The sequence below is a fragment of the Conservatibacter flavescens genome, assembly GCF_002795425.1.
GTDB classification, from domain to species: Bacteria; Pseudomonadota; Gammaproteobacteria; order Enterobacterales; family Pasteurellaceae; genus Conservatibacter; species Conservatibacter flavescens.
In genome coordinates this window covers 299,817-321,407 of the sequence record NZ_PHHA01000002.1, presented here as the reverse complement: position 1 = coordinate 321,407, position 21,591 = coordinate 299,817, and the positions used below count along the sequence as shown (strand labels likewise).

Genomic DNA, 21,591 nt, shown 5'->3' with positions numbered 1-21,591 from the left:
CGCCCTAAATTATTTGTAAGATAATGGTCCTAACGGGACTGAGTTCGAACCTAGTATAGTGTGTACTAGAGGATAATGTTTAATTTATGAAAATCTCTTTCTATATAGCTCTACGTTATTGGCGCTCCAAAAGTGCAGATCGTTTTGGACGTTTAGTCACGAATCTTGCGAGTGTCGGGATTGTTTTAGGCGTGATGGCATTAATTATTGTGTTGTCAGTGATGAATGGTTTAGAAAGACAGCAAAAACAGCAGGTACTATCAACTATTCCTCATGGCATTGTGTCAAATTCACAAGGGCATTTTAATTTACAAGATACGGCGCCTGATTTTCCGCCCTTTGTGCAAAAAGCTGTTCCTATCAACACGACTAATGTCATACTACAAAGCGCGCATGGGGTTAGCGCTGGGCAGGTTATTGGCGTAAAAGATGTTTCTGATGATCCTTTACTAAACCATCTTTCCGACGAATTTAGCCAGCTTTTACCGAATGGTGAATTTAAGTTGATTATAGGATCTAGTCTTGCAGACAAATTACAATTAAATATTGGTGATAAAGTGCGTATGATGATCACAGAAAATAGCCAATATACGCCTTTTGGACGTGTTCCCACACAGCGATTATTTACCATTAGCGGTCTGTATTATTCCAGTGCTGAAGCGGCAAGTTATGCCGTGTTTGCGAATTTAGCTGATATTGGTCGTTTAATGCGTTTGTCTGCAGAGCAGTTTCAAGGTTATCGCTTATTTTTAGCCGATCCTTTTCAAATTACAGAACTTTCCCGTTTTTTTCCATCAGATTGGAAGATTCAAGATTGGCGTAGTCAAAAAGGTGAGTTTTTTCAAGCCGTTCGCATGGAAAAAAACATGATGGGGCTACTGATTAGTTTGATTGTTGTGGTAGCGGTATCGAATATTATTACCTCTTTAAGTTTAATGGTGGTGGATAAGCAAGGTGAAATAGCTATCTTGCAAACACAAGGATTACAAAAAAAGCAAGTCCGTCGAATTTTTATTTTTCAAGGTTTTTTAGTCGGCGCAGTAGGGACATTTATCGGTACGATACTGGGCATTTTAGTGACGTTAAATTTGGCTCAAATTATGGATTGGATAAGTACGAATAATGTATTTTTGCCAACATATATTGAGAGTGGGCAAATTGTTCTTATCGTTGCATTTTCTTTGTTATTAGCTTTATTATCAACTATTTATCCGGCTTATAGGGCAGCGAAAGTCGAGCCGGCGGAGGCATTGCGTTATGAGTAATACACAAAAAAATTCTGAAAAAACAACCGCACTTTTAAGCTGTGAGAATTTGTGTAAGTCTTATTTGGAAGGCGATAAAGAGACGCAAGTGCTACATAATGTGAATTTAACGATTCAACCAAATGAGCTAGTGGCTATTGTCGGGAGTTCGGGTTCCGGAAAATCGACGTTATTACATTTATTAGGTGGCTTAGATCAACCAAGCTCAGGTCAAGTGGTGATTAATGGGCAACCCTTAGCGACATTATCTGAATCGGCTCGAGCGGCATTACGTAATCAATATTTAGGCTTTGTCTATCAGTTTCATCATTTAATGGCAGATTTTTCAGCGCTGGAAAATGTGATGATGCCGATGTTAATTGGTAAACAAAATAAGCAGGAAGCGAAAGAACAGGCTGAAAAAATGCTTAGCGCTGTAGGATTACAACATCGCATTTCTCATCGCCCATCCGCGTTATCGGGAGGAGAGCGTCAACGAGTGGCTATTGCTCGAGCTTTAGTGAATAATCCGGCATTAGTATTAGCAGATGAGCCAACCGGAAATTTAGATCAGAAAACAACAGAAAGTATTTTTGAACTCATTCAACAGTTGAATGAGGAACAAAACATTGGTTTTTTATTGGTGACCCATGATCTGAACTTGGCACAAAAGTTATCTCGTCGCTTGATCATGCAAGACGGTGTGTTGCATGTGGACAAATAAGGAGCAGAAATGAGCACACCTTTTTTTATTAGTTGGCGTTATCAGCGAGGACGGCAAAAAAATCGCTTAGTGTCGTTAATTTCGCTTTTTTCTAGTGTGGGTATAGCGCTGGGCGTTGCTGTGTTGATTCTAGGTTTAAGTGCAATGAATGGTTTTGAGCGTGAATTAAATCAGCGAGTATTAGCTGTAGTCCCTCACCTTGAAATAACACCTTATCAACAAGAGGGACAAGGAAGTGAGCGAATCAAAAACTATCAAAATCTTGAAGGAATATTACAGCAACATCCTGAAATAAAAGGAATTTCGCCTTTTGTCACGTTTACAGCCTTAGTGGAAAATGGAAACCAGTTAAAAGTAGTTCAAATAAAAGGGATCGAAAAACAGGCACAAGACCAAGTCAGTGCATTAAGCCATTTTGTTTTGGATAATGCTTGGCAACAGTTTGAACAACATGAAGGGTTGATAGTGGGATCGGGCATTGCGCGTGATTTAGGGGTTTCTGTTGGTGATTGGGTCAGCTTACTCATTTCACAACAAGATGGCACAACCCAGTTATCACAACCCCGTCGAGAACGAGTGCAGATAACAGGTATTTTGCGCCTAGAAGGGCAGCTAGATCATAGTTATGCACTGATGCCGTTAAAACAAGCACAACAATTATTAAATTATCCCGAAACCGATGTTTCAGGTATTGAAGTCGCAGTGAAATCTCCATTTGATGTTCAGCATCTAGATTATTCTTTGTTGCAACATTATCCGCAGATGTTATCTGCAAAAAGCTGGATTCAACAATTTGGTTATATGTATCGGGATATTCAGCTAATTCGCATGGTGATGTATATTGCTATGGTACTCGTGGTTGGCGTTGCGTGTTTTAATATTGTGTCCACTTTAGTCATGGCAGTGAAAGATAAACAAGGCGATATTGCGATTATGCGTACATTAGGCGCGAACAATACCTTTATTAAGCGAATTTTTATTTGGTATGGTCTGCAAGCAGGCATGAAAGGTTGTTTGATTGGCATTATATTGGGGATAGTATTGTCTTTAAATCTAACACGTCTGATTCAAGGTATTGAAAGCCTAACGGGGCATAAATTATTGTCTGATGGCATTTATTTTATTGATTTTTTACCGAGTGAATTGCATTGGCAGGACGTGTTGTTGGTTTTTATGTCGGCATTAATCTTAAGTTTATTGGCCAGCCTTTATCCAGCAAGTCGCGCGGCAAAATTACAGCCAGCACAAGTATTAAGTAGTCATTGATTAAGTGGCTTATTGGATTTGCAATCAGGGTTTATATAAAATATTAAAATTTATCTTTAAACTAGTTTACTAGTACAAGAATAAGTGTTACATTAACTTTATTCATATTAAAAAGGAAGTAGTAGAGCGTTATTATGAAAAAAGCAAAAAATGATATTAAAATTGAAAATGATGATACGCGTATTGAACGCATTGAACAAGTATTGCCTCCAGTCGCGTTGTTAGAACGTTATCCGGCAAGCGACGTTGCGATTAAAACCGTGAAGCAAACTCGTAAAAAAGTGCATGACATTGTGCAAGGTAAAGATGATCGTTTATTGGTGGTAATTGGGCCTTGTTCCATTCATGATCCAAAATCAGCATTAGAATATGCGCAGCGTTTAAAGCCATTACGTGAAAAATATAAAGATAGTCTTGAAATTGTCATGCGCGTTTATTTTGAAAAACCGCGTACAACGGTGGGGTGGAAAGGGTTAATCAATGATCCTCATTTAAATGGTAGTTATGCATTGAATGATGGTTTACGTCTAGGACGTAAAATTTTATCGGATATCAACGATTTAACAGTACCCACTGCGGGAGAGTTTTTAGACATGATTACACCACAATACGTGGCGGATTTTATGAGTTGGGGGGCAATTGGGGCGAGAACAACAGAATCACAAGTGCATCGTGAACTTGCTTCGGGTTTATCTTGTGCCGTAGGGTTTAAAAATGGGACAAACGGAGGGGTAAAAATTGCGCTTGATGCCATCGGTTCTGCGGAATCTCCACATCATTTTCTGTCTGTGACAAAGTTTGGGCATTCAGCCATTGTGTCTACGAAAGGGAACCAAGATTGTCATATTATTTTGCGCGGAGGCGATAAAGGGCCGAATTATAGTGAAGCCGATGTTGCAGCCGTGTGTGCCGATATTGGTAAGAGTGGACGTGTGCCGCATGTGATGGTGGATTTTAGCCATGCAAACAGCAGTAAGCAATTTAAAAAGCAACTTGATGTTTGCCAAGATGTTTGTGGGCAAATAGCAAAAGGCTCAACCCAGATTTTTGGTGTCATGATTGAAAGTCATTTAGTTGAAGGACGTCAAGAATTGGGAGAAGATCCAAGTTTGTTAACGTATGGACAAAGTATTACAGATGCGTGTATTGGCTGGGAAGACACAGAGGCGGTGTTGTTATCGCTTTCTAATGCGGTTATTGCCCGTCGTCAAAGCTGTTAGATTTTTAGTTGAGGATAAGGCGTATGCAATACGCCCATTATCTTGCTAGGTTTGTCATTACTCTGAGGGGAACATAAGGTTCCCCTTTTTTGTAAATATTATACTTAGCGTGAAACTTTCTGATTATCACGTACTCTAATTCCATAATAAACTTATGGAATAGGAGGCGACAATATGAAAATTTTCCAACGTTATAATCCATTAAAAATTGCACGTTATGTGCAAATGTGTTTTGTTGGTAGTTTTTATATTAATGGAATTGGTTTTTTTGAATTTCAAAATGGCAAAATTGTCTGCCCCAAAGTTAAGGATTTACAACGTTTAGGGGTGATGTCGGAAATTAATCGACAAATAGTGAAATTACAGCGTGAAGCATTAGTATAAGCATTGGAAAAAATGTTGAGAACCAAGAACGCTCAAACGAGCGTTCGAGAATCTACAGAAAATAACGTTGTAACCAATTCATTTGAAGCCTATCATCTTCGGCGTTTGGATAGCATTTGTTGATAGGTTCTCCCTAGTATGCATATTTTCAAATCGGCAAATCAATCGGCTGATAAGGTGGCAAATCCAGCACATAGCGAATCCAGTTGCCAAAGCTGTATTTGCCACGAATGGCGGGGTCAATGTCCACAAAGGGCAGCTGGACAAACTCGGCAAGACCGCTCAAATCCACGCCGTCCCAGACGAAGATGTTATTTGGGTGATAAAAATCGTAGCGTTTGATATTCTCGTTAGTCGTTACCAGTTTTTTGCGATAGCCTAAGGCTTCAAAGGCACGAAACGACAGCCCTTCTTGGTTTGGCGTTTTAAAATCCACCAAAATCTTGCTGCTTTGAGCGCCGAGCAGATTGTCAGCAAAAGATTTAAAGCGCCCTTGAATGCAGATATTATCATGCGGATAATAGTGGCGCAGCGGCGCTATATGCTGTTCGCTCGGCGCACAAATTTCCATCTGCAGCGTCCAGCCGTGCTGCCGTGCAAGCTGGGCAAAGCGGTTAATCGCCACCTGTCTGCCTGGCACGTGCGCACCGACAAAATAAAAATCGGCAGCAGGGGCGGCAGCTCGGCTTGGCAAATGGTCAAAGTAAAAATTACTCGTGGGCAAAAATTTATCTGAATGCTGCTGGTAATCCTTCGTATCATAGACAAAAAACCGCTCAAAAAACGGCACCGCCTTCCAAATATTCGGAAAACGAGCAAGTGCGTCCCATTGATAAGCGACCATGTTGCCCTTGACATAAGGCTTGATTTTATCAATCAGCCCCACGCCCACAAAAATATCACTGCGGATAAACAGCGCATAATCGTAATATTCTGGGGCAGCTGGCGTCTCGCCTTTTAACAGCTGCAAGATAAAGTGATTTGCCGAAATCTCACGCTTGGCAATGTGGGCAATGACACTGACGACATCAAAACCATGAAAGCGCAAATTCTCTTGGAAACATTGATACAAGCCGACATCGGAGGGCATGGCGAGTAGGATTTTTGGGCGTTTTGGCGCCGGGTGTTGTAAGCGCTGCACCTGCGATTGCAACTGCTGATCGCCCTGTCTTGCTTGCCCCAGCAGCCGACACGCATAACGGTGATTGACAAACAATTCGCCCAAAAACTCTTCTGGTGGATAAGACAGCTTTACCGTCTCAATCACTTTTTGGGTGAAGTCAATGGGCTTGGTATTATTCAGCAGTGTTTTGATAAACTCATCTAGGCGAAATGCGGACATATCGCTAAAATCTTGGGCAAATTGGAGCGCACTTTTAAAGCCGTCCACCAACTCGCTGGCGATTTGCTCGGCGGTTTTTTTGTCAAAGCCACGCCCTGAGAAATTATGCCATTTTGCCTTATCAAAATTGTCCGCATTCAAATAACCACAGCCACCAAAATGGTCGTAGCAATACACAGGCTTATGCCCAAGCAGCGCATATTGCACGGTTTTACCGATGGAGATAATCACATCATAGCTGGCGATAAGCGCTGGATTAACTTGCTGCTGCTTGGTGGTCTTGCCAATCACATCAATGCTAATGCCTTGCGCTTGCAGCTGTTTGGCGGCTGTCAGAAGCTCTAGGGGGGGGGTGATTAGAGACAATGGCAATCTTGGCAAGTTCAGGTTTGCGCTGATTGGGCTGGATAAATGTGGTTGGCGCAGCGTTATGGCTGACAAAAATGTCTTTATCATCTATGCTAAGTTCCGTCAGTTTTTGCTTGGTTTCGGCGCTGTTGACAACAAAAGTCGCACCGATGGCTTTCATATAAGCCAGCGAGCTGATTTCAAGTGGCACATAGGGCGACAAATGCACCGAAATCACCTTGAGCGAAAAATCCGTTTGTTTAATATCCTTAAATAGGCGCGCAAAAATCGCGTGTTGCACCCACACCACATCATAATCGCTGACACAAATCGCGTCAATGTCGGCAAGGACATCATCAGCATCAAAAAGCCCCTTAAACGCCTCGCCCCAATCGTTGGCATAGATTTTCGCCGTGTGATTTTGGGCTTTTAGGTGGGCATAAAGCTCAAGGATTTGGACTTCGCTGCCACCGTATTCAAAAAGATGGTTGGTTAATAATAAAAATTTCATGGCTGTGGTTAAAGTGTGGTCTTTTAAATGCTGGTTTTTCTTGTCCTAAAAAGCATTTATTTGGCTGTAAAGTGCGATGGTTTAGTATAACACGCTTGTGAGAGTGCGCCTAATATTTGCACATTGAAATAAAATAAATCATGGGTTGCAGACAGGGAAACCTCAGAGAAAAACGATTTAAAAATTTTACCGCACTTTTATTCATGGCAATCCCCATCAAATTTGTTATCATATAAAAAGCATTATTTAACGAGATCATTCCATGATACAACCAACTTCTCAACCTAAAGATAAACAAATGGCACAACTAGCCATACCCCCACATTCCCTTGAAGCCGAACAGGGCGTATTAGGTGGAATTTTATTAGCCAATAATGAATGGGATAATGTGACCGATCATATTATTGCTGAGGATTTTTATAATCATGCGCACCGTCTCATTTTTCAAGAAATGGAAAGTTTAATTCGTGCGAATAAACCGGTAGATTTAATTACCCTTGAACAAGCGTTGAAAGATCGTGAAGTGCTACAAGATGTTGGTGGGTTTGCTTATTTAGCTGAATTATCCAAAAATACTCCAAGTGCAGCCAATATCGTGGCCTATGCCGATATTGTTCGACAGAAAGCCATTTTGCGTGAGTTGATTTCGGTGGGAAATTCCATTGCGCAAAGTGGTTATTCTCCTAAAAATGAAGATATTAAAGATATTTTAGATCGCGCAGAGCGTGATGTATTTGCTATTGCGGAACAACGTGCCAATAAAAATGAGGGACCACAAAATATTGTCAGTATTTTAGAACAGACGATTAATAAGATTGAATTGTTGTCTAAGATGAAAGATCATGATGGTGTGACAGGGGTGAGTACCGGTTTTAAAGATCTCGATCGAAAAACAGCAGGCTTACAACCGTCAGATTTAATCATTATTGCGGCACGTCCATCAATGGGGAAAACCACCTTTGCGATGAATTTATGTGAAAATGCGGCTATGTTAAGTGATAAGCCTGTGCTGGTGTTTAGTTTAGAGATGCCGGCTGAGCAGATTATGATGCGTATGATGGCAAGTCTTTCACGGGTGGATCAAACTAAAATTCGCACAGGAAAAATCACTGATGATGAAGAATGGGCGCGTTTAGCGAGTACAGCCGAAATGTTGGCGAATAAGCCGAATATGTATATTGATGATACGGCTGGATTAACGCCAACAGAATTACGTTCCCGAGCTCGTCGGGTTTATCGTGAACATAATGGGCTAAGTATGATTATGGTCGATTACTTGCAGTTAATGCGAGCGCCGGGTTTTGCGAATAACCGAACTTTAGAAATTGCGGAAATCTCTCGTTCTTTAAAAGCCTTAGCTAAGGAATTGAATATTCCAGTAGTGGCGTTGGCACAGTTAAACCGTCGTCTTGATGATCGTCAGGATAAACGCCCAGTGAATTCAGATTTACGTGAATCAGGATCCATTGAGCAAGATGCGGACTTAATCATGTTCGTTTATCGTGATGAAGTCTATAATGAAACTTCAGAAAATAAAGGCATTGCTGAAATTATTATTGGTAAGCAACGTAATGGGCCAATAGGACGTGTACGTTTAACCTTTTTAGGTCAGTATTCTAAATTTACCGATTATGCCGGTGAGGCATATAGTGATGAGTATTAATATGAAACCCGCTACTGCAAAAATTAGTTCATCGGCATTAAAACATAATATTCAAGTGATTAAGCAAAAAGCTCCCAATAGTAAAATTATTGCGGTAGTAAAAGCCAATGCTTATGGACATGGTGTAGTGTTTGCTTCCTCTGTGTTAGAACCATTGGTCGATGGCTTTGGTGTGGCACGCTTAGAAGAAGCGTTAGCATTGCGAGCTAATGGAATTATTAAACCAATTTTATTACTAGAAGGATTTTTTTCGCCTAAAGATTTGCCGATTATGGCGGTGAGTAATATTCAGACTGTGGTGCATAATGAAGAACAGTTAGTCGCTTTAGAGCAAGCTGAATTATCAAATCCGATTAAAGTATGGCTGAAAATTGATACGGGAATGCACCGTTTAGGGGTACATTTAGCGCAGGTAGACGATTTCTATCAACGCTTAAAAGCTTGTGAAAATATTGCTCCAGAACTGGGATTTGTGAGCCATTTTAGTCGAGCCGATGAATTAGATAGTGATTATACGCAATGTCAATTATCTCGATTTTTAACCGCAACAGAAAATAAAGTAGGCGAACGTAGTATTGCGGCATCCGGTGGGATTTTATTTTGGGCGGATTCTCATTTAGATTGGATTCGACCGGGTATTATTATGTATGGGATTTCACCTAATGAGCGGATTGGAAAAGAATATGGCTTAAAGCCAGTTATGACGCTGACTTCATCACTTATCGCCGTGCGTGAACATCAACAAGGTGAGCCGGTCGGTTATGGTGGCGTATGGGTGAGCCCGACTAAAACAAAAATTGGCGTGGTTGCCATTGGCTATGGTGACGGGTATCCGCGCAATATCCCTGAGAATACGCCGGTTTATGTTAATGGACGTTTAGTACCTATTGTTGGACGAGTCTCTATGGATATGTTGACTGTGGATCTCGGTATCAATAGTCAAGATGTGGTTGGTGACGAAGTGATTTTATGGGGAAAGGAATTACCAATTGAAGAAATTGCGAATAAAACGGGTTTACTTAGTTATGAATTAATTACAAAATTAACCCCGAGAGTATTAACCGAATATATTGATTAATGAAAATAAATAAGGAGTATGTATGCAAAACATCAACCCAACTACAACTGAGGCATGGGCTGCACTTGAAACCCATAAAGATGCGCAAAGTGCGGTGACAATTCAACAACTTTTTGCGAATGAACCCAATCGTTTTAAAGATTATTCCCTCACGTTTAATGATGAAATCTTAGTTGATTTTTCAAAAAATAACATTACACAAGAAACCTTAGCATTATTACGTCAATTGGCCAATGAATGCGCCTTACCCGCTGCAATGAGTGCGATGTTTAATGGGGAAAAGATCAATCGAACAGAAAACCGCGCGGTATTGCATACTGCCTTACGTAATCGTTCTAACCGCCCAGTGTTAGTTGATGGTGTTGATGTTATGCCGGAAGTTAATGCTGTATTAGCGAAGATGAAATCATTTTGTGAACGTGTCATTTCAGGGGAATGGAAAGGTTACACGGGAAAAGCGATTACCGATGTGATCAATATTGGTATTGGTGGTTCAGATTTAGGCCCTTATATGGTGACAGAGGCATTACGACCGTATAAAAATCATTTAACGATGCATTTTGTCTCCAACGTAGATGGAACCCATATTGCAGAGACACTCAAGAAAGTTAATCCGGAAACAACCCTCATTTTAGTCGCGTCAAAAACCTTTACGACACAAGAAACTATGACGAATGCCATGTCTGCTCGTGATTGGTTTTTAGCTTCTGCTAAAGATGAAGCGCATGTCGCGAAACATTTCGCAGCATTATCGACTAATGCGGCTGAAGTGGCTAAGTTTGGTATTGACACTGCCAATATGTTTGAGTTCTGGGATTGGGTGGGTGGCCGTTATTCTTTATGGTCAGCGATTGGTTTATCTATTGCATTATCTATTGGGTTTGAGAATTTTGAACAATTATTAAGCGGCGCTCATGCCATGGATAAACACTTTTTATCAACTCCTATTGAACAAAATATTCCAACCACGTTAGCTTTAGTGGGGTTATGGAATACCAATTTCTTAGGTGCACAAACTGAGGCTATTTTGCCATATGATCAGTATTTACATCGTTTTGCAGCTTATTTCCAACAAGGTAATATGGAGTCGAATGGGAAGTATGTAGGACGAGATGGTGAAGTGGTGAATTATCAAACTGGGCCAATTATTTGGGGGGAACCGGGTACAAACGGACAACATGCTTTCTATCAATTAATTCATCAAGGTACAACCTTAATTCCTTGTGATTTTATTGCACCAGCGCAAAGTCATAATCCAATTGGTGATCACCATAGCAAATTATTATCAAATTTCTTTGCACAAACGGAAGCCCTTGCCTTTGGTAAAACAAAAGAAGAAGTTGAGGCCGAATTTGTTGCTGCAGGTAAAAGCTTAGATGAAGTCAAAGACATCGTTCCGTTTAAAGTGTTTGAAGGAAATAAACCAACTAATTCTATTTTATTACAAAAAATCACACCGTTCAGCTTAGGTGCATTAATTGCAATGTATGAGCATAAAATATTTGTACAAGGGGTGATTTTTAATATTTATAGCTTTGATCAATGGGGTGTAGAATTAGGGAAACAATTGGCTAACCGAATTCTACCGGAATTACACGATGATCAACAAGTGAATAGCCATGATAGTTCAACGAATGGTTTAATCAACCAGTTTAAACTATGGCGTTAATTTAAGTTATAAAATTGAGCGGTTTTTAACCGCTCTTTTTCAAATTAAACGGAGTCTGTATGGTTGAGAATGCACTAGAAGATGTGCGATTAACGCAATATAGTCATGGAGCAGGTTGAGGCTGTAAAATATCGCCTAAGGTGTTAGGGACAATTTTACAAAGTAACCTCGAAAAATTTGTTGATCCGAATTTATTAGTTGGCAATGAAACAGCAGATGATGCGGCTGTATACGATTTGGGTAATGGTACGAGTATTATTAGTACGACAGATTTTTTTATGCCTATCGTGGATAATCCATTTGATTTTGGACGTATCGCTGCCACTAATGCGATTAGCGATATTTTTGCAATGGGCGGTAAACCCATTATGGCTGTTGCAATTTTGGGCTTCCCAATTAATGTATTACCTGCAGAAGTTGCGCAACGGATTGTGGACGGAGGGCGTTTTGCTTGTCAGCAAGCAGGTATCGTGCTTGCTGGGGGGCATTCTATTGATGCGCCTGAGCCGATTTTTGGTTTGGCTGTAACGGGCGTTATTGATACAGAACGTGTGAAGAAAAACTCTTCGGCACAGGTAGGTTGTCAGCTTTATTTAACCAAACCATTGGGCATTGGTGTATTAACAACGGCAGAGAAAAAAGGGAAGTTAAAACCTGAACATCAGAATCTTGCCACAGAAGTGATGTGCCAAATGAATTCAATCGGGAGCCAATTTGCTGAAGTTAAAGGGATTACGGCGATGACGGATGTGACAGGGTTTGGCCTACTTGGACATTTGATTGAAATGTGTGAGGGATCGAATCTTATGGCTGAAGTGCAATTTGATGGCATTAAGACCCTTGAAGGGGTGACGGATTATATTGCGCAAGGTTGTGTGCCTGGTGGAACCTCACGGAATTTTGACAGTTATGGACATAAAATTGAGGCAATCACTGACTTGCAAAAAGCAATACTGTGTGATCCACAGACATCTGGAGGATTATTGATTGCCGTCGAGCCAGAAGCCGTCGCACAAACCTTTACAATTGCAGAAAAAGCAGGCATTGAATTAATTCCTGTTGGGCAGTTAGTACCGCAAGCCGAGAGCAGAAGTGTGATTAAGATTGTATAAATCTAAAACAAGGTGATTAATAAAGGAAAAGTGCGGTGACTTTTCCTTTATTTTTTCTTGTATTCAGCATAGAGAAACAATGAATTCATCTTAGATTTATGCTAGAATTCACGTCCGATTTTTCCATTAACTGATTTTAGGAATGACTATGAAAGTATTAGAAGGGGCAGTTGCAGCGCCAAATGCGCGTATTGCAGTGGTAGTTGCACGTTTTAACAGTTTTATTAATGAAAGTTTATTAGAAGGCGCAGTAGATGCCTTAAAGCGTATTGGTCAAGTTAAAGACGAAAATATTACCTTAGTTCGTGTACCTGGAGCCTATGAATTACCATTAGTTGCCCGTCGTTTGGCTGAAAGTAAAAAATATGACGCCATTGTTGCATTAGGTACTGTGATTCGTGGCGGTACTGCGCACTTTGAATATGTTGCTGGCGAGGCAAGCAGTGGATTGGGACAGGTTGCTATGCAGGCAGATATTCCAGTTGCTTTCGGGGTATTAACCACTGAAAATATTGAACAAGCCATTGAACGCGCCGGAACAAAAGCAGGTAATAAGGGTGCTGAAGCAGCATTAGTTGCTTTAGAAGTCGTGAATTTACTCGAACAAATTAAGTCAGCATAACTATGAATGCACCGGCAAAAAAAATCTCACCTCGTCGTCGTGCGAGAGAATGCGCAGTACAAGCACTGTATTCTTGGCATATTTCTCACAATTCTCCTGAAGAAGTGGAATTGGCATTTTTTTCAGATGTCGACATGTTAAAAGGGGCGGATAAAGCTTATTTTCGTCAATTATTTCGTCAAACGGTAGAGCATGTAGATAACGTTGATGAAGTAATGAGCGCTTATCTCGATAACCGTAATGTGCAAGAATTAGATCCTATTGAAAAAGCAATTTTACGCCTCGCGGTTTATGAGCTGAAATACGAACTTGATGTTCCTTATAAAGTTGTCATAAATGAAGCCATTGAATTGGCAAAAGTATTTGGCGCAGAAGATAGTCATAAATACATTAACGGTGTATTAGATAAAGTTGCACCTGCGTTAGCACGTAAATAATAGTGTGAGGGATTGCCATGAATGGGGAGTTTGATATTATTCAGCGCTATTTCACAGCCTCGACACGCGCGCCACGTAAAGACGTGGTGTTGTCGATAGGGGACGATTGCGCAATTACCGAACTTCACCCAAATCATCGTTTGGTGATCACAACAGATACTCTCGTTGAAAACAGCCATTTTTTGCCAACCATTTCGCCCGCAGATTTGGCTTATAAATCTTTGGCGGTTAATCTCAGCGATTTAGCCGCAGTTGGGGCTGAGCCAGCATGGGTGTCACTGGCGCTAACGTTGCCTAAAGTGGATCATCAGTGGTTGGCTGAATTCAGCCAAAGCTTTTTTCAAGTTCTCGATCATTATAATGTCGATTTAATTGGCGGTGATACCACAAAAGGCCCGCTTTCCTTGACAATTACGGCACATGGATTAATTCCTAAAGGGCGTGCTTTGTGCCGTCATAGTGCAAAAGCCGGAGATTGGATTTATGTTTCAGGCACATTAGGCGATAGTGCTGCGGGATTGCATTTGTTGCAACAAAAATCGCCTCAATGTCGTGAAAGCATAGAAGAAAGTGCGGTTGAAAATGCAAAAGTTTATTTGTGTCAGCGCCATCTTCGCCCAACGCCTCGAGTATTACTTGGCTTAGAGCTAGCCATATCCGGCTTATCAACGACTGCTATTGACATTTCTGATGGCTTGTTAGCGGATTTAGGCCATATTTTAAATCGTAGCCAATGTAGTGCAGTCATTGATTTAGATAAATTACCCTTATCTGAACAGCTAATGAGATGTTTTGATGATAAAACCGCTCAATCTTTTGCCCTATGTGGTGGCGAAGATTACGAATTGTGTTTTACCGTATCGGAAGCTAATCGTAGTAAAATGGAACGTGCTTTAGCGAATATTGGTGTGCCTGTTACCTGTATTGGACAGATACATCAAGGACAAAAATCTTCTATTCAGTTTCGTCATCAAGGTAAACCCGTTATGATTGATTCTGCTACAGGTTTCGATCATTTTAGGTAGGATTGTTATGTCACACCCATTGGAAAAATTATCTTTGCGTAATCCCACTCATTTCTTTGCTGTTGGATTTGGTGTGGGGTTAATGCGTTTCGCGCCTGGCACATGGGGAAGCTTGCTCGGTGTTGGATTAGGCGTATTATTGTTACAAGCGCTTTCAGCCTCTTTTTTCTTTTTATTGACCTTATTATTATTTGCGGTAGGCTGTTATTTTTGTCAAAAGACCGCCGATGATATGGGAGTTCATGATCATGGTGCGATCGTGTGGGACGAAATTATCGGTGTATTTTTGGTGCTTCTAGCATTGCCGGAACTATCCTGGACATGGTGTGCAGCCGCATTTGTGATATTTCGCATTTTCGATATTTTCAAACCTTATCCTATTCGTTATTTTGATAAACGTTTAACAAGCGGTTTTGGGATTATGTTTGATGATATTTTGGCCGCTGGTTATGCCATTTTATCTATTTGGGTTTTGCGTCTGATATTTTAAGTGGTGAGCTGTTTATGCTGAATCTGATGATCGTGCATTTTTTTGGCCTAATAAGTCCTGGTCCTGATTTTTTCTATGTTGTACGCATGGCGGTGAGTAATTCTCGTCGTAATACCATTTCAGGCATTGTTGGCATTACATTAGGTGTGGCAATGTGGGCGACGGCAGCGATTTTAGGATTAGCAATCTTATTTAATACTTTTCCCATGTTACATGGATTAATGATGCTTTTGGGTGGCGGCTATTTATTTTATTTAGGCATATTAATGGTAAAAGTAAAAGAAAATGTTGTTTTTACTAATATGACCACACAAGCGTTAAACCAAAATACCACAATCACCAAAGAAGTATTAAAAGGATTTGGTGTTAATTTATCCAATGCGAAAGCGGTGATTTACTTTACCAGTGTAATGGCTTTAGTATTAAAGGATTTAACCGAAACTTGGCAAATTTTGACCGCACTTTTCATTATAATAGTGGAAACATTTTTGTATTTTTATGGGGTTTCCGTATTTTTTTCAGGGAGTGTCGCTAAACGCTTTTATAGCCGATACAGTCGCTATATTGATAATATTTCAGGAATGATCTTTTTATTTTTCGGCAGTTTTCTGATTTATAGTGCAATTTTAGAAATCAGGTTACAATAACAAATCTATCAATTTATGACATTGATAACGAAAGGAGGAGCGCTATGCACTGTCCATTCTGTTCTACTGAAGAAACGAAAGTGATTGATAGTCGCTTGGTGTCAGACGGTTTTCAAGTACGCCGTCGCCGCGAATGCACAAAATGTCACGAACGTTTTACCACCTTTGAAACGGCTGAACTTATCGTCCCTAAAATAATTAAAAATAATGGAAGTCGTGAGCCTTTTAATGAAGAGAAGCTACGTCGAGGCATTCAACATGCGCTAGAAAAACGCCCAGTGAGTTCTGATGATGTGGAGCAGGCAGTTAGTCGAATAATTCATCAATTGCGAGCAACAGGAGAACGTGATGTACCTAGTAAGTTTTTAGGAACATTGGTGATGGATGAATTGAAAGAATTGGATAAAGTCGCTTATATTCGTTTTGCTTCAGTCTATTTAAGTTTTGAAGATATTAATGAGTTTTCAAAAGAAATTGAGAAATTGAAGGATTAGCCATGACATTTACTCAGCAAGATCAAGAGTTTATGCAACTTGCCTTAGATTTGGCAGCACAAGGTATTTTTACCACTACACCTAACCCGTCGGTAGGTTGTGTATTGGTGAAAGAAGGGGCAGTTGTTGGCAAAGGGTTTCATGCCAAAGCAGGAGAGCCGCACGCAGAGGTGATGGCATTACGAGAAGCAGGGAACCAAGCAAAAGACTCAATTGCTTATGTGACACTTGAGCCTTGTTCTCATTTTGGTCGTACTCCGCCTTGTGCCAAAGGTTTGATTGAAGCTGGGGTCAAAAAAGTGATTGTGGCAATGGAAGATCCTAATCCGCTAGTGGCAGGGCGAGGAATTAGCATGTTACGTGAAGCGGGGATTGAAACTGTAGTTGGATTATTACAGGAAAAAGCGGAAGCGCTGAATAAAGGGTTTTTAATGCGCATGCGAGCAGGAAGACCTTATGTGCGCCTGAAAATGGCCATGACGATTGATGGCAAAACGGCAACGATGACAGGGGAAAGTAAGTGGATTACTGGAGAATTAGCGCGTTCAGATGTACAAATGGAACGGGCTAAATCTAGCGCGATTTTGTCGGCGAGTGGTACGGTTTTAGTCGATGATCCCAGTTTAAATGTACGTTGGTCACAATTCCCCCCAGAATTACAACAGCGTTACCCAGAACAAAATGTACGCCAGCCTGTACGTATTATTATGGATTCGCGTGCGCGGGTGCGTGCTTATCATCAATTATTTCAAACGACCTCACCATTATGGTTGGTTGAATTTGAGAAAAAAAATCGTGAAAATTTACCGCACTTTTGCGAGGTATTAACCTTATCTTCAAATGAACATCAGTCAAAACTACAAACCTTAATGTATGACTTAGGACGTCGTCAAATTAACTCTCTTTGGGTTGAGGCCGGCGCTAATTTTGCAGGCGCTTTATTAGCAGAGGAATTGGTTGATGAATTGATTGTGTATATTGCCCCAAAACTGCTGGGAGATCAGGCGAGAGGATTGTGCCATTTGCCTCATTTAACAAAATTGGCTGATGCACCTTTATGGCAGCTGGAATCCATTACACAGTTAGGGCAAGATGTGAAGTTGGTCTACGTAAAAGGAGTGCCGACATGTTAAAAAAACTATTGCAAGCAGCGGGCATAGGATTGGTAGCTGCTGTGCTGATTTTATTAATTTTACCTACGATACAACAAAATAAACACACAGACAGTGAACCAATGAGTTTTAAAAATGCGGTGCGACTTGCTTCGCCTGCGGTGGTGAATGTCTATAATCAATCTTTTACAAATCACTCCCTTACCCAAACCGATTTACAGGTGAATAATTTGGGATCGGGCGTGATTATGTCTCAAGATGGTTATATTTTGACGAATAAACATGTTATTGAAAATGCAGATCAAATTGTCGTCGCGTTACAATCGGGTTTAATTTCAAATGCCACATTGGTTGGCTCAGATAGCTTAACAGACCTTGCGGTTTTGAAGATTAACGCAGAAAGTTTACCAACTATCACTTACAATCCTAAACGCCAAGTACATGTGGGTGATGTGGTTTTGGCCATTGGTAATCCTTATAACTTAGGACAAAGTGTCTCACAAGGTATTATTAGCGCTACAGGACGTAATGCAGTCGGGGATGCTGTGGGGAGACAGAATTTTATCCAAACGGATGCGTCGATTAATCGGGGGAATTCTGGCGGTGCGTTGATTAATTCTTTGGGAGAGTTGATCGGTATCAGTACGCTGAGTATTGGAAAAGATAGTAATGAAATAGCAGAAGGGCTGAGTTTTGCCATTCCGATTGATTTGGCTATTGATGTGATGAATAAAATTATCCGAGATGGGCGTGTTATTCGCGGTTATTTTGGGGTGCAAAGTAATATTTATTACAGCGCAGGTCAAGCTGAAATGCAAAGTAAAGGCATTGTTGTGACAAAAGTAGCGCCTAATGGTCCAGCAGCAAAAGCGGGGATTAGAGAGGGCGATATTATTATTAAATTCGGTGATACGGAAGCGACTTCGCCACAACAAATGATGCAAGTCATCGCAGATACGCCGCCTAATACGTCTGTAAAAGTTTTGGTATCGCGGCTAAATAAGATTTTGACATTTACTGTTGTCTTAGCGGAATATCCAACTAATTGATAATAAATCGCAATCTGGATTGAATATGAAAAAAATACAAACTAGTCACTTTTTTGCTTGTTTAGATCGCCTACGCCTGATTCAACGTTGGTCACTCATGCGCACATTAGAAAAAGAGAATTTAGCAGAACATAGCCTGCAGGTTGCTTTTGTCGCGCATGCATTAGCAATTATTAAAAATAAATATTTTTCGGGTCAACTCAATCCAGAACGTATTGCAGTCATGGCAATGTATCATGATACTTCAGAAATTTTTACAGGCGATTTACCAACACCAATCAAATATTTTAATCCTGAAATTACATTCGCTTACAAACAAATAGAAGGCGCGGCAGAAAAGCATTTAGTCAGTTTACTTCCCCTTGATTTACAAGGTGAGTTTTCCGTTTATCTTGATAGCGATTATTTTACAGAAGAAGAAAAACATATTGTAAAACAAGCGGATATTTTGTGTGCTTATATTAAAGCACAGTTTGAATTAGAAAGTGGCAATCTTGAGTTTTCTTCCGCAAAAGTGCGATTAGAAAGATTAATGGAAGAGTGGCATAGTGATGAAATGGATTATTTTTTACACGTATTTGTGCCGAGTTTTGGGCGCAGTATTGATGAAATAGCGTTATAAGGATAACGAAAACGCTATCCTTATATAAGAGATTAAAAGAGATTTAATTTGCTGGCACTGCTTCTTCCACAGGCGCTGGCGTATTTGGCGTAGTATCTTTTAATACATCCCAAAGGCTTGGTTGTGGTGTTGATACTGGCCGTGGTTGGCAAAAAGTTTGATTTTTATTCGCCCAAACGGGAATAGTTCGATGGCTGTTACAATCCCAACTACCATAACTATTAATGCCGATCCATTTCATTTCTGCAGGTTGATTTGGCTTCAATGCTTTAGGTTGGCTGCGCTGGACATAATCTTTATAAACCTGTAGTGCGCCACTTGCGCCAGTCAGTTTGGTTTCTCCATTATCATCGCGGCCGAGCCAAACTGTTGCAACATTTTCCCCATCAATCCCAACAAACCAAGTATCACGCGCATCGTTAGTGGTTCCCGTTTTTCCGGCTAGACGTAGGGCGGCAAAGTCATTTTGCAAGCTTCGGCCTGTGCCTCGTTCAACGACTTGTTGCATCGCATATAATGTTTGATAAGCCGCTTGTGGTGAAACCACTTGTTCGCCTCTTTTATCTGGTTGGTATAAAATCGTACCTTGTCTGTCGACTACTGCATCAATCGTCGTTAACGGAATACGCTCTCCAAGATTCGCAATGACCTGAAAAGATTTCGTCACATCATAAGGGGAAATTGAATAAGAGCCAAGCAGCATAGCCGGCACTTTAGGAATAGCAACTTTATCCCAGCCCATTGCTTTTTGGGTTTCAATAACCTTATTTAGCCCCACTTTCATGCCAATATTAACAGTTGGGATATTGAGGGAGCGGACTAATGCATCCATCAACATGACCGAACCACTATATCGACGATCATAATTACGTGGTTGCCAAGGTGGGCTACCTTTGATCCGAATGGTGATTGGCTGGTTTTGTATAGGTGTATTAAGGCGGAACTGTTCCGGCTGGCTTAATGCGGCTAAATAAATAGACGGCTTAACTAGGGAGCCAATTTGGCGCTTAGCATTTAATGCGCGGTTAAATCCAGCATATTGGGTTTGAATACCTCCCACAATGGCACTGATTTCCCCTGTATGGTAATTCGCCACCACTAAGGCAGATTGGAGGTGTGGATTTTTAGTTTTTATTTGTAAATCAGCAACAGTACTCACCACAGCTTGTTCCGCATAGCGTTGTTGCTTTGTGTCTAAGGTGGAGAAAATACGCGCGCCAAGTAAACTACCGATCTTATGTTCTCCCATATTATTACGTAATTCGGTTTGTAATGTTTGGATAAAAGCGGGGTAGTTACGGGCAATTTGTCCGCGAGTTTGTACGCCTAACGGTCGTTTAATCAAAAGCTCATAAAGTTCTTGCCCAATGACTTTATGTTCGACTAATAATTTTAATACAACGTTACGGCGTTCTGTTGCATAGGTTGGATTACGCCATGGGTTATACAGCGATGGGCCTTTTACCATGCCGACCAATAGGGCTATTTGATCTAAGCTAATTTCTCGAATCGGTCGTCCAAAGAAGAATTGGCTAGCTAATTCAAAGCCATGAATTTGAGTATCGCCGTTTTGACCCAAATAAATTTCATTTAGATAGGTTTCTAAAATACGGTTTTTATCATAGCGCCAATCCAAGATGACCGCCATTAAAGCTTCATTGATTTTTCGGGTAAAAGTGCGGTCATTTGTAAGAAATAAATTTTTGACTAATTGCTGAGTGAGAGTACTGCCACCTTGTACAGTTTGTCCTGCGCGAATATTGGTAATCATTGCACGCAAAATACCAATGGGGCTGATCCCTTCATGCTCATAAAAACGACGGTCTTCCGTTAATATCAAAGTATCAATCAATAAACGAGGGTAATTTTGTAACGGAATGGCTAAGCGTTCTTCATTTTCCGATTGCAACATGGCGATGAGTTTTGGCGCAAGACGGAAAGAGTCAATGGTGCGACGATTGATTAAATCTTCAATGATATTGAGTTTATTATCTTGAAAACGTAAGCGAAACACTCGTTGTGCTTCGGGTTGGTCAGGGAAAGGAAACGCGCGACGAATTAAGACAATCGTGTCATTTTCCAATTTGAAATCACCCGGTGCGGCGACCATAGAAGTTTGACGATAACCGTTATCCCAAAGCATTTGTTTGATTTGTTCAAGGGTTAAATTATCCTCAAGGCGGATACTTTCAATTTTGCTATAAACTTCTGCAGGTAAGCGCCAAATTTGCCCATCCATTTTGGCGCGAATTTTGGAATCTAAATATAATCCATAAAAGGCTATCAGGCAGAATAAGGTAAAGAAAACTTTAAAAAAGAACCATTTCCATGTGCTTTTTTTAGGTGTTGGAGGTTGTGCTTCTTGTGTAGCTGAATGTTGAGTGCTGTTTTCTGCTTCTTTTTCTTTCTCTAATTCTTGAGACATAATGCTAGCCTTATGAAAAATAGACAGAGAATTCTATCATAGAATTGATTGAACAGAAGAAAAAATGTGAAAAAATGCACCGCTCTTTTATTCGAGCGGTGCTGTAT

Annotated in this window: 21 protein-coding genes; 18 read left to right on the top strand and 3 right to left on the bottom strand. The window is 40.6% G+C overall.

Annotated features, from left to right (window positions below; translation table 11 throughout):
• The first annotated feature begins 86 nt into the window (after positions 1 to 86).
• The 5 genes from CVP05_RS01525 (at position 87) to CVP05_RS01505 (ending at position 4,838) form a co-directional block, all read left to right on the top strand.
• A complete protein-coding gene (locus CVP05_RS01525; protein ID WP_100287788.1) occupies positions 87 to 1,265 on the top strand; it encodes a lipoprotein-releasing ABC transporter permease subunit in 1,179 nt (392 codons plus the stop codon).
• Positions 1,258 to 1,968 carry a lipoprotein-releasing ABC transporter ATP-binding protein LolD gene (gene lolD, locus CVP05_RS01520; RefSeq protein ID WP_100287787.1) on the top strand — a complete coding sequence of 237 codons (711 nt, stop codon included), beginning with the start codon at positions 1,258 to 1,260 and terminating at the stop codon, positions 1,966 to 1,968. Before CVP05_RS01525 ends, lolD begins: the two co-directional genes overlap by 8 nt.
• 9 nt (positions 1,969 to 1,977) lie before the next feature.
• On the top strand, positions 1,978 to 3,234 hold the full coding sequence (lolE, locus tag CVP05_RS01515) for a lipoprotein-releasing ABC transporter permease subunit LolE (protein ID WP_100287786.1): 1,257 nt from the start codon (positions 1,978 to 1,980) through the stop codon (positions 3,232 to 3,234).
• 134 nt (positions 3,235 to 3,368) lie between these two features.
• Positions 3,369 to 4,454: a 3-deoxy-7-phosphoheptulonate synthase AroG gene (gene aroG, locus CVP05_RS01510; RefSeq protein ID WP_100287785.1), complete on the top strand. Its 1,086-nt coding sequence runs from the start codon at positions 3,369 to 3,371 to the stop codon at positions 4,452 to 4,454.
• 174 nt (positions 4,455 to 4,628) lie between these two features.
• A complete protein-coding gene (locus CVP05_RS01505) occupies positions 4,629 to 4,838 on the top strand; it encodes a DUF1107 family protein (RefSeq protein WP_100287784.1) in 210 nt (69 codons plus the stop codon).
• 148 nt (positions 4,839 to 4,986) lie between these two features.
• Here the strand turns inward: CVP05_RS01505 and CVP05_RS01500 are convergent, their stop codons facing one another.
• Together CVP05_RS01500 and CVP05_RS01495 are read right to left on the bottom strand one after the other, a co-directional pair.
• Positions 4,987 to 6,546: a WaaS/CpsH family glycosyltransferase gene (locus tag CVP05_RS01500; protein WP_133118692.1), complete on the bottom strand. Its 1,560-nt coding sequence runs from the start codon at positions 6,544 to 6,546 to the stop codon at positions 4,987 to 4,989.
• On the bottom strand, positions 6,479 to 7,039 hold the full coding sequence (locus tag CVP05_RS01495; protein ID WP_100287782.1) for a glycosyltransferase family protein: 561 nt from the start codon (positions 7,037 to 7,039) through the stop codon (positions 6,479 to 6,481). The genes CVP05_RS01500 and CVP05_RS01495 overlap by 68 nt, the downstream gene beginning before the upstream one ends.
• A 262-nt stretch (positions 7,040 to 7,301) precedes the next feature.
• Here CVP05_RS01495 and CVP05_RS01490 point away from each other — a divergent pair, with 262 nt between their 5' ends.
• The 13 genes from CVP05_RS01490 (at position 7,302) to yfbR (ending at position 19,059) form a co-directional block, all read left to right on the top strand.
• Positions 7,302 to 8,702, top strand: coding sequence for a replicative DNA helicase (locus CVP05_RS01490; RefSeq protein ID WP_100287781.1), 1,401 nt, complete (start codon positions 7,302 to 7,304; stop codon positions 8,700 to 8,702).
• Between the two features lies 1 nt (position 8,703).
• Positions 8,704 to 9,780, top strand: coding sequence for an alanine racemase (gene alr / locus CVP05_RS01485; protein ID WP_165773107.1), 1,077 nt, complete (start codon positions 8,704 to 8,706; stop codon positions 9,778 to 9,780).
• Positions 9,781 to 9,802: 22 nt separating this feature from the next.
• Positions 9,803 to 11,449: a glucose-6-phosphate isomerase gene (pgi, locus tag CVP05_RS01480; RefSeq protein ID WP_100287780.1), complete on the top strand. Its 1,647-nt coding sequence runs from the start codon at positions 9,803 to 9,805 to the stop codon at positions 11,447 to 11,449.
• A gap of 59 nt (positions 11,450 to 11,508) precedes the next feature.
• Positions 11,509 to 12,561, top strand: coding sequence for a selenide, water dikinase SelD (selD, locus tag CVP05_RS01475; protein WP_100287779.1), 1,053 nt, complete (start codon positions 11,509 to 11,511; stop codon positions 12,559 to 12,561).
• Positions 12,562 to 12,709: 148 nt separating this feature from the next.
• Positions 12,710 to 13,183, top strand: coding sequence for a 6,7-dimethyl-8-ribityllumazine synthase (gene ribH, locus CVP05_RS01470; RefSeq protein ID WP_100287778.1), 474 nt, complete (start codon positions 12,710 to 12,712; stop codon positions 13,181 to 13,183).
• A 2-nt stretch (positions 13,184 to 13,185) separates the two neighbouring features.
• Positions 13,186 to 13,620 carry a transcription antitermination factor NusB gene (gene nusB / locus CVP05_RS01465; protein WP_100287777.1) on the top strand — a complete coding sequence of 145 codons (435 nt, stop codon included), beginning with the start codon at positions 13,186 to 13,188 and terminating at the stop codon, positions 13,618 to 13,620.
• A 17-nt stretch (positions 13,621 to 13,637) separates the two neighbouring features.
• Positions 13,638 to 14,645: a thiamine-phosphate kinase gene (gene thiL, locus CVP05_RS01460; protein ID WP_100287776.1), complete on the top strand. Its 1,008-nt coding sequence runs from the start codon at positions 13,638 to 13,640 to the stop codon at positions 14,643 to 14,645.
• 7 nt (positions 14,646 to 14,652) lie between these two features.
• Positions 14,653 to 15,135, top strand: a complete 483-nt coding sequence (locus CVP05_RS01455) for a phosphatidylglycerophosphatase A family protein (RefSeq protein WP_100287775.1) — start codon at positions 14,653 to 14,655, stop codon at positions 15,133 to 15,135.
• Between the two features lie 14 nt (positions 15,136 to 15,149).
• Positions 15,150 to 15,782, top strand: coding sequence for a LysE family transporter (locus tag CVP05_RS01450; protein WP_100287774.1), 633 nt, complete (start codon positions 15,150 to 15,152; stop codon positions 15,780 to 15,782).
• Positions 15,783 to 15,826: 44 nt separating this feature from the next.
• On the top strand, positions 15,827 to 16,276 hold the full coding sequence (gene nrdR, locus CVP05_RS01445) for a transcriptional regulator NrdR (RefSeq protein ID WP_100287773.1): 450 nt from the start codon (positions 15,827 to 15,829) through the stop codon (positions 16,274 to 16,276).
• Positions 16,277 to 16,278: 2 nt separating this feature from the next.
• The gene (gene ribD, locus CVP05_RS01440) at positions 16,279 to 17,409 is read left to right on the top strand and encodes a bifunctional diaminohydroxyphosphoribosylaminopyrimidine deaminase/5-amino-6-(5-phosphoribosylamino)uracil reductase RibD (RefSeq protein WP_100287772.1); all 1,131 of its coding nucleotides are present in this window, start codon (positions 16,279 to 16,281) and stop codon (positions 17,407 to 17,409) included.
• On the top strand, positions 17,403 to 18,437 hold the full coding sequence (gene degS, locus CVP05_RS01435; protein ID WP_100287771.1) for an outer membrane-stress sensor serine endopeptidase DegS: 1,035 nt from the start codon (positions 17,403 to 17,405) through the stop codon (positions 18,435 to 18,437). The genes ribD and degS overlap by 7 nt, the downstream gene beginning before the upstream one ends.
• Positions 18,438 to 18,462: 25 nt before the next feature.
• Positions 18,463 to 19,059 (top strand): 5'-deoxynucleotidase, encoded by a 597-nt coding sequence (gene yfbR / locus CVP05_RS01430; RefSeq protein ID WP_100287770.1) that lies wholly within the window; start codon positions 18,463 to 18,465, stop codon positions 19,057 to 19,059.
• A 43-nt stretch (positions 19,060 to 19,102) separates the two neighbouring features.
• Here the strand turns inward: yfbR and mrcB are convergent, their stop codons facing one another.
• Entirely contained in the window at positions 19,103 to 21,484 is a 2,382-nt protein-coding gene (gene mrcB / locus CVP05_RS01425) for a penicillin-binding protein 1B (protein WP_100287769.1), read from the bottom strand.
• Between the last annotated feature and the right edge of the window lie 107 nt (positions 21,485 to 21,591).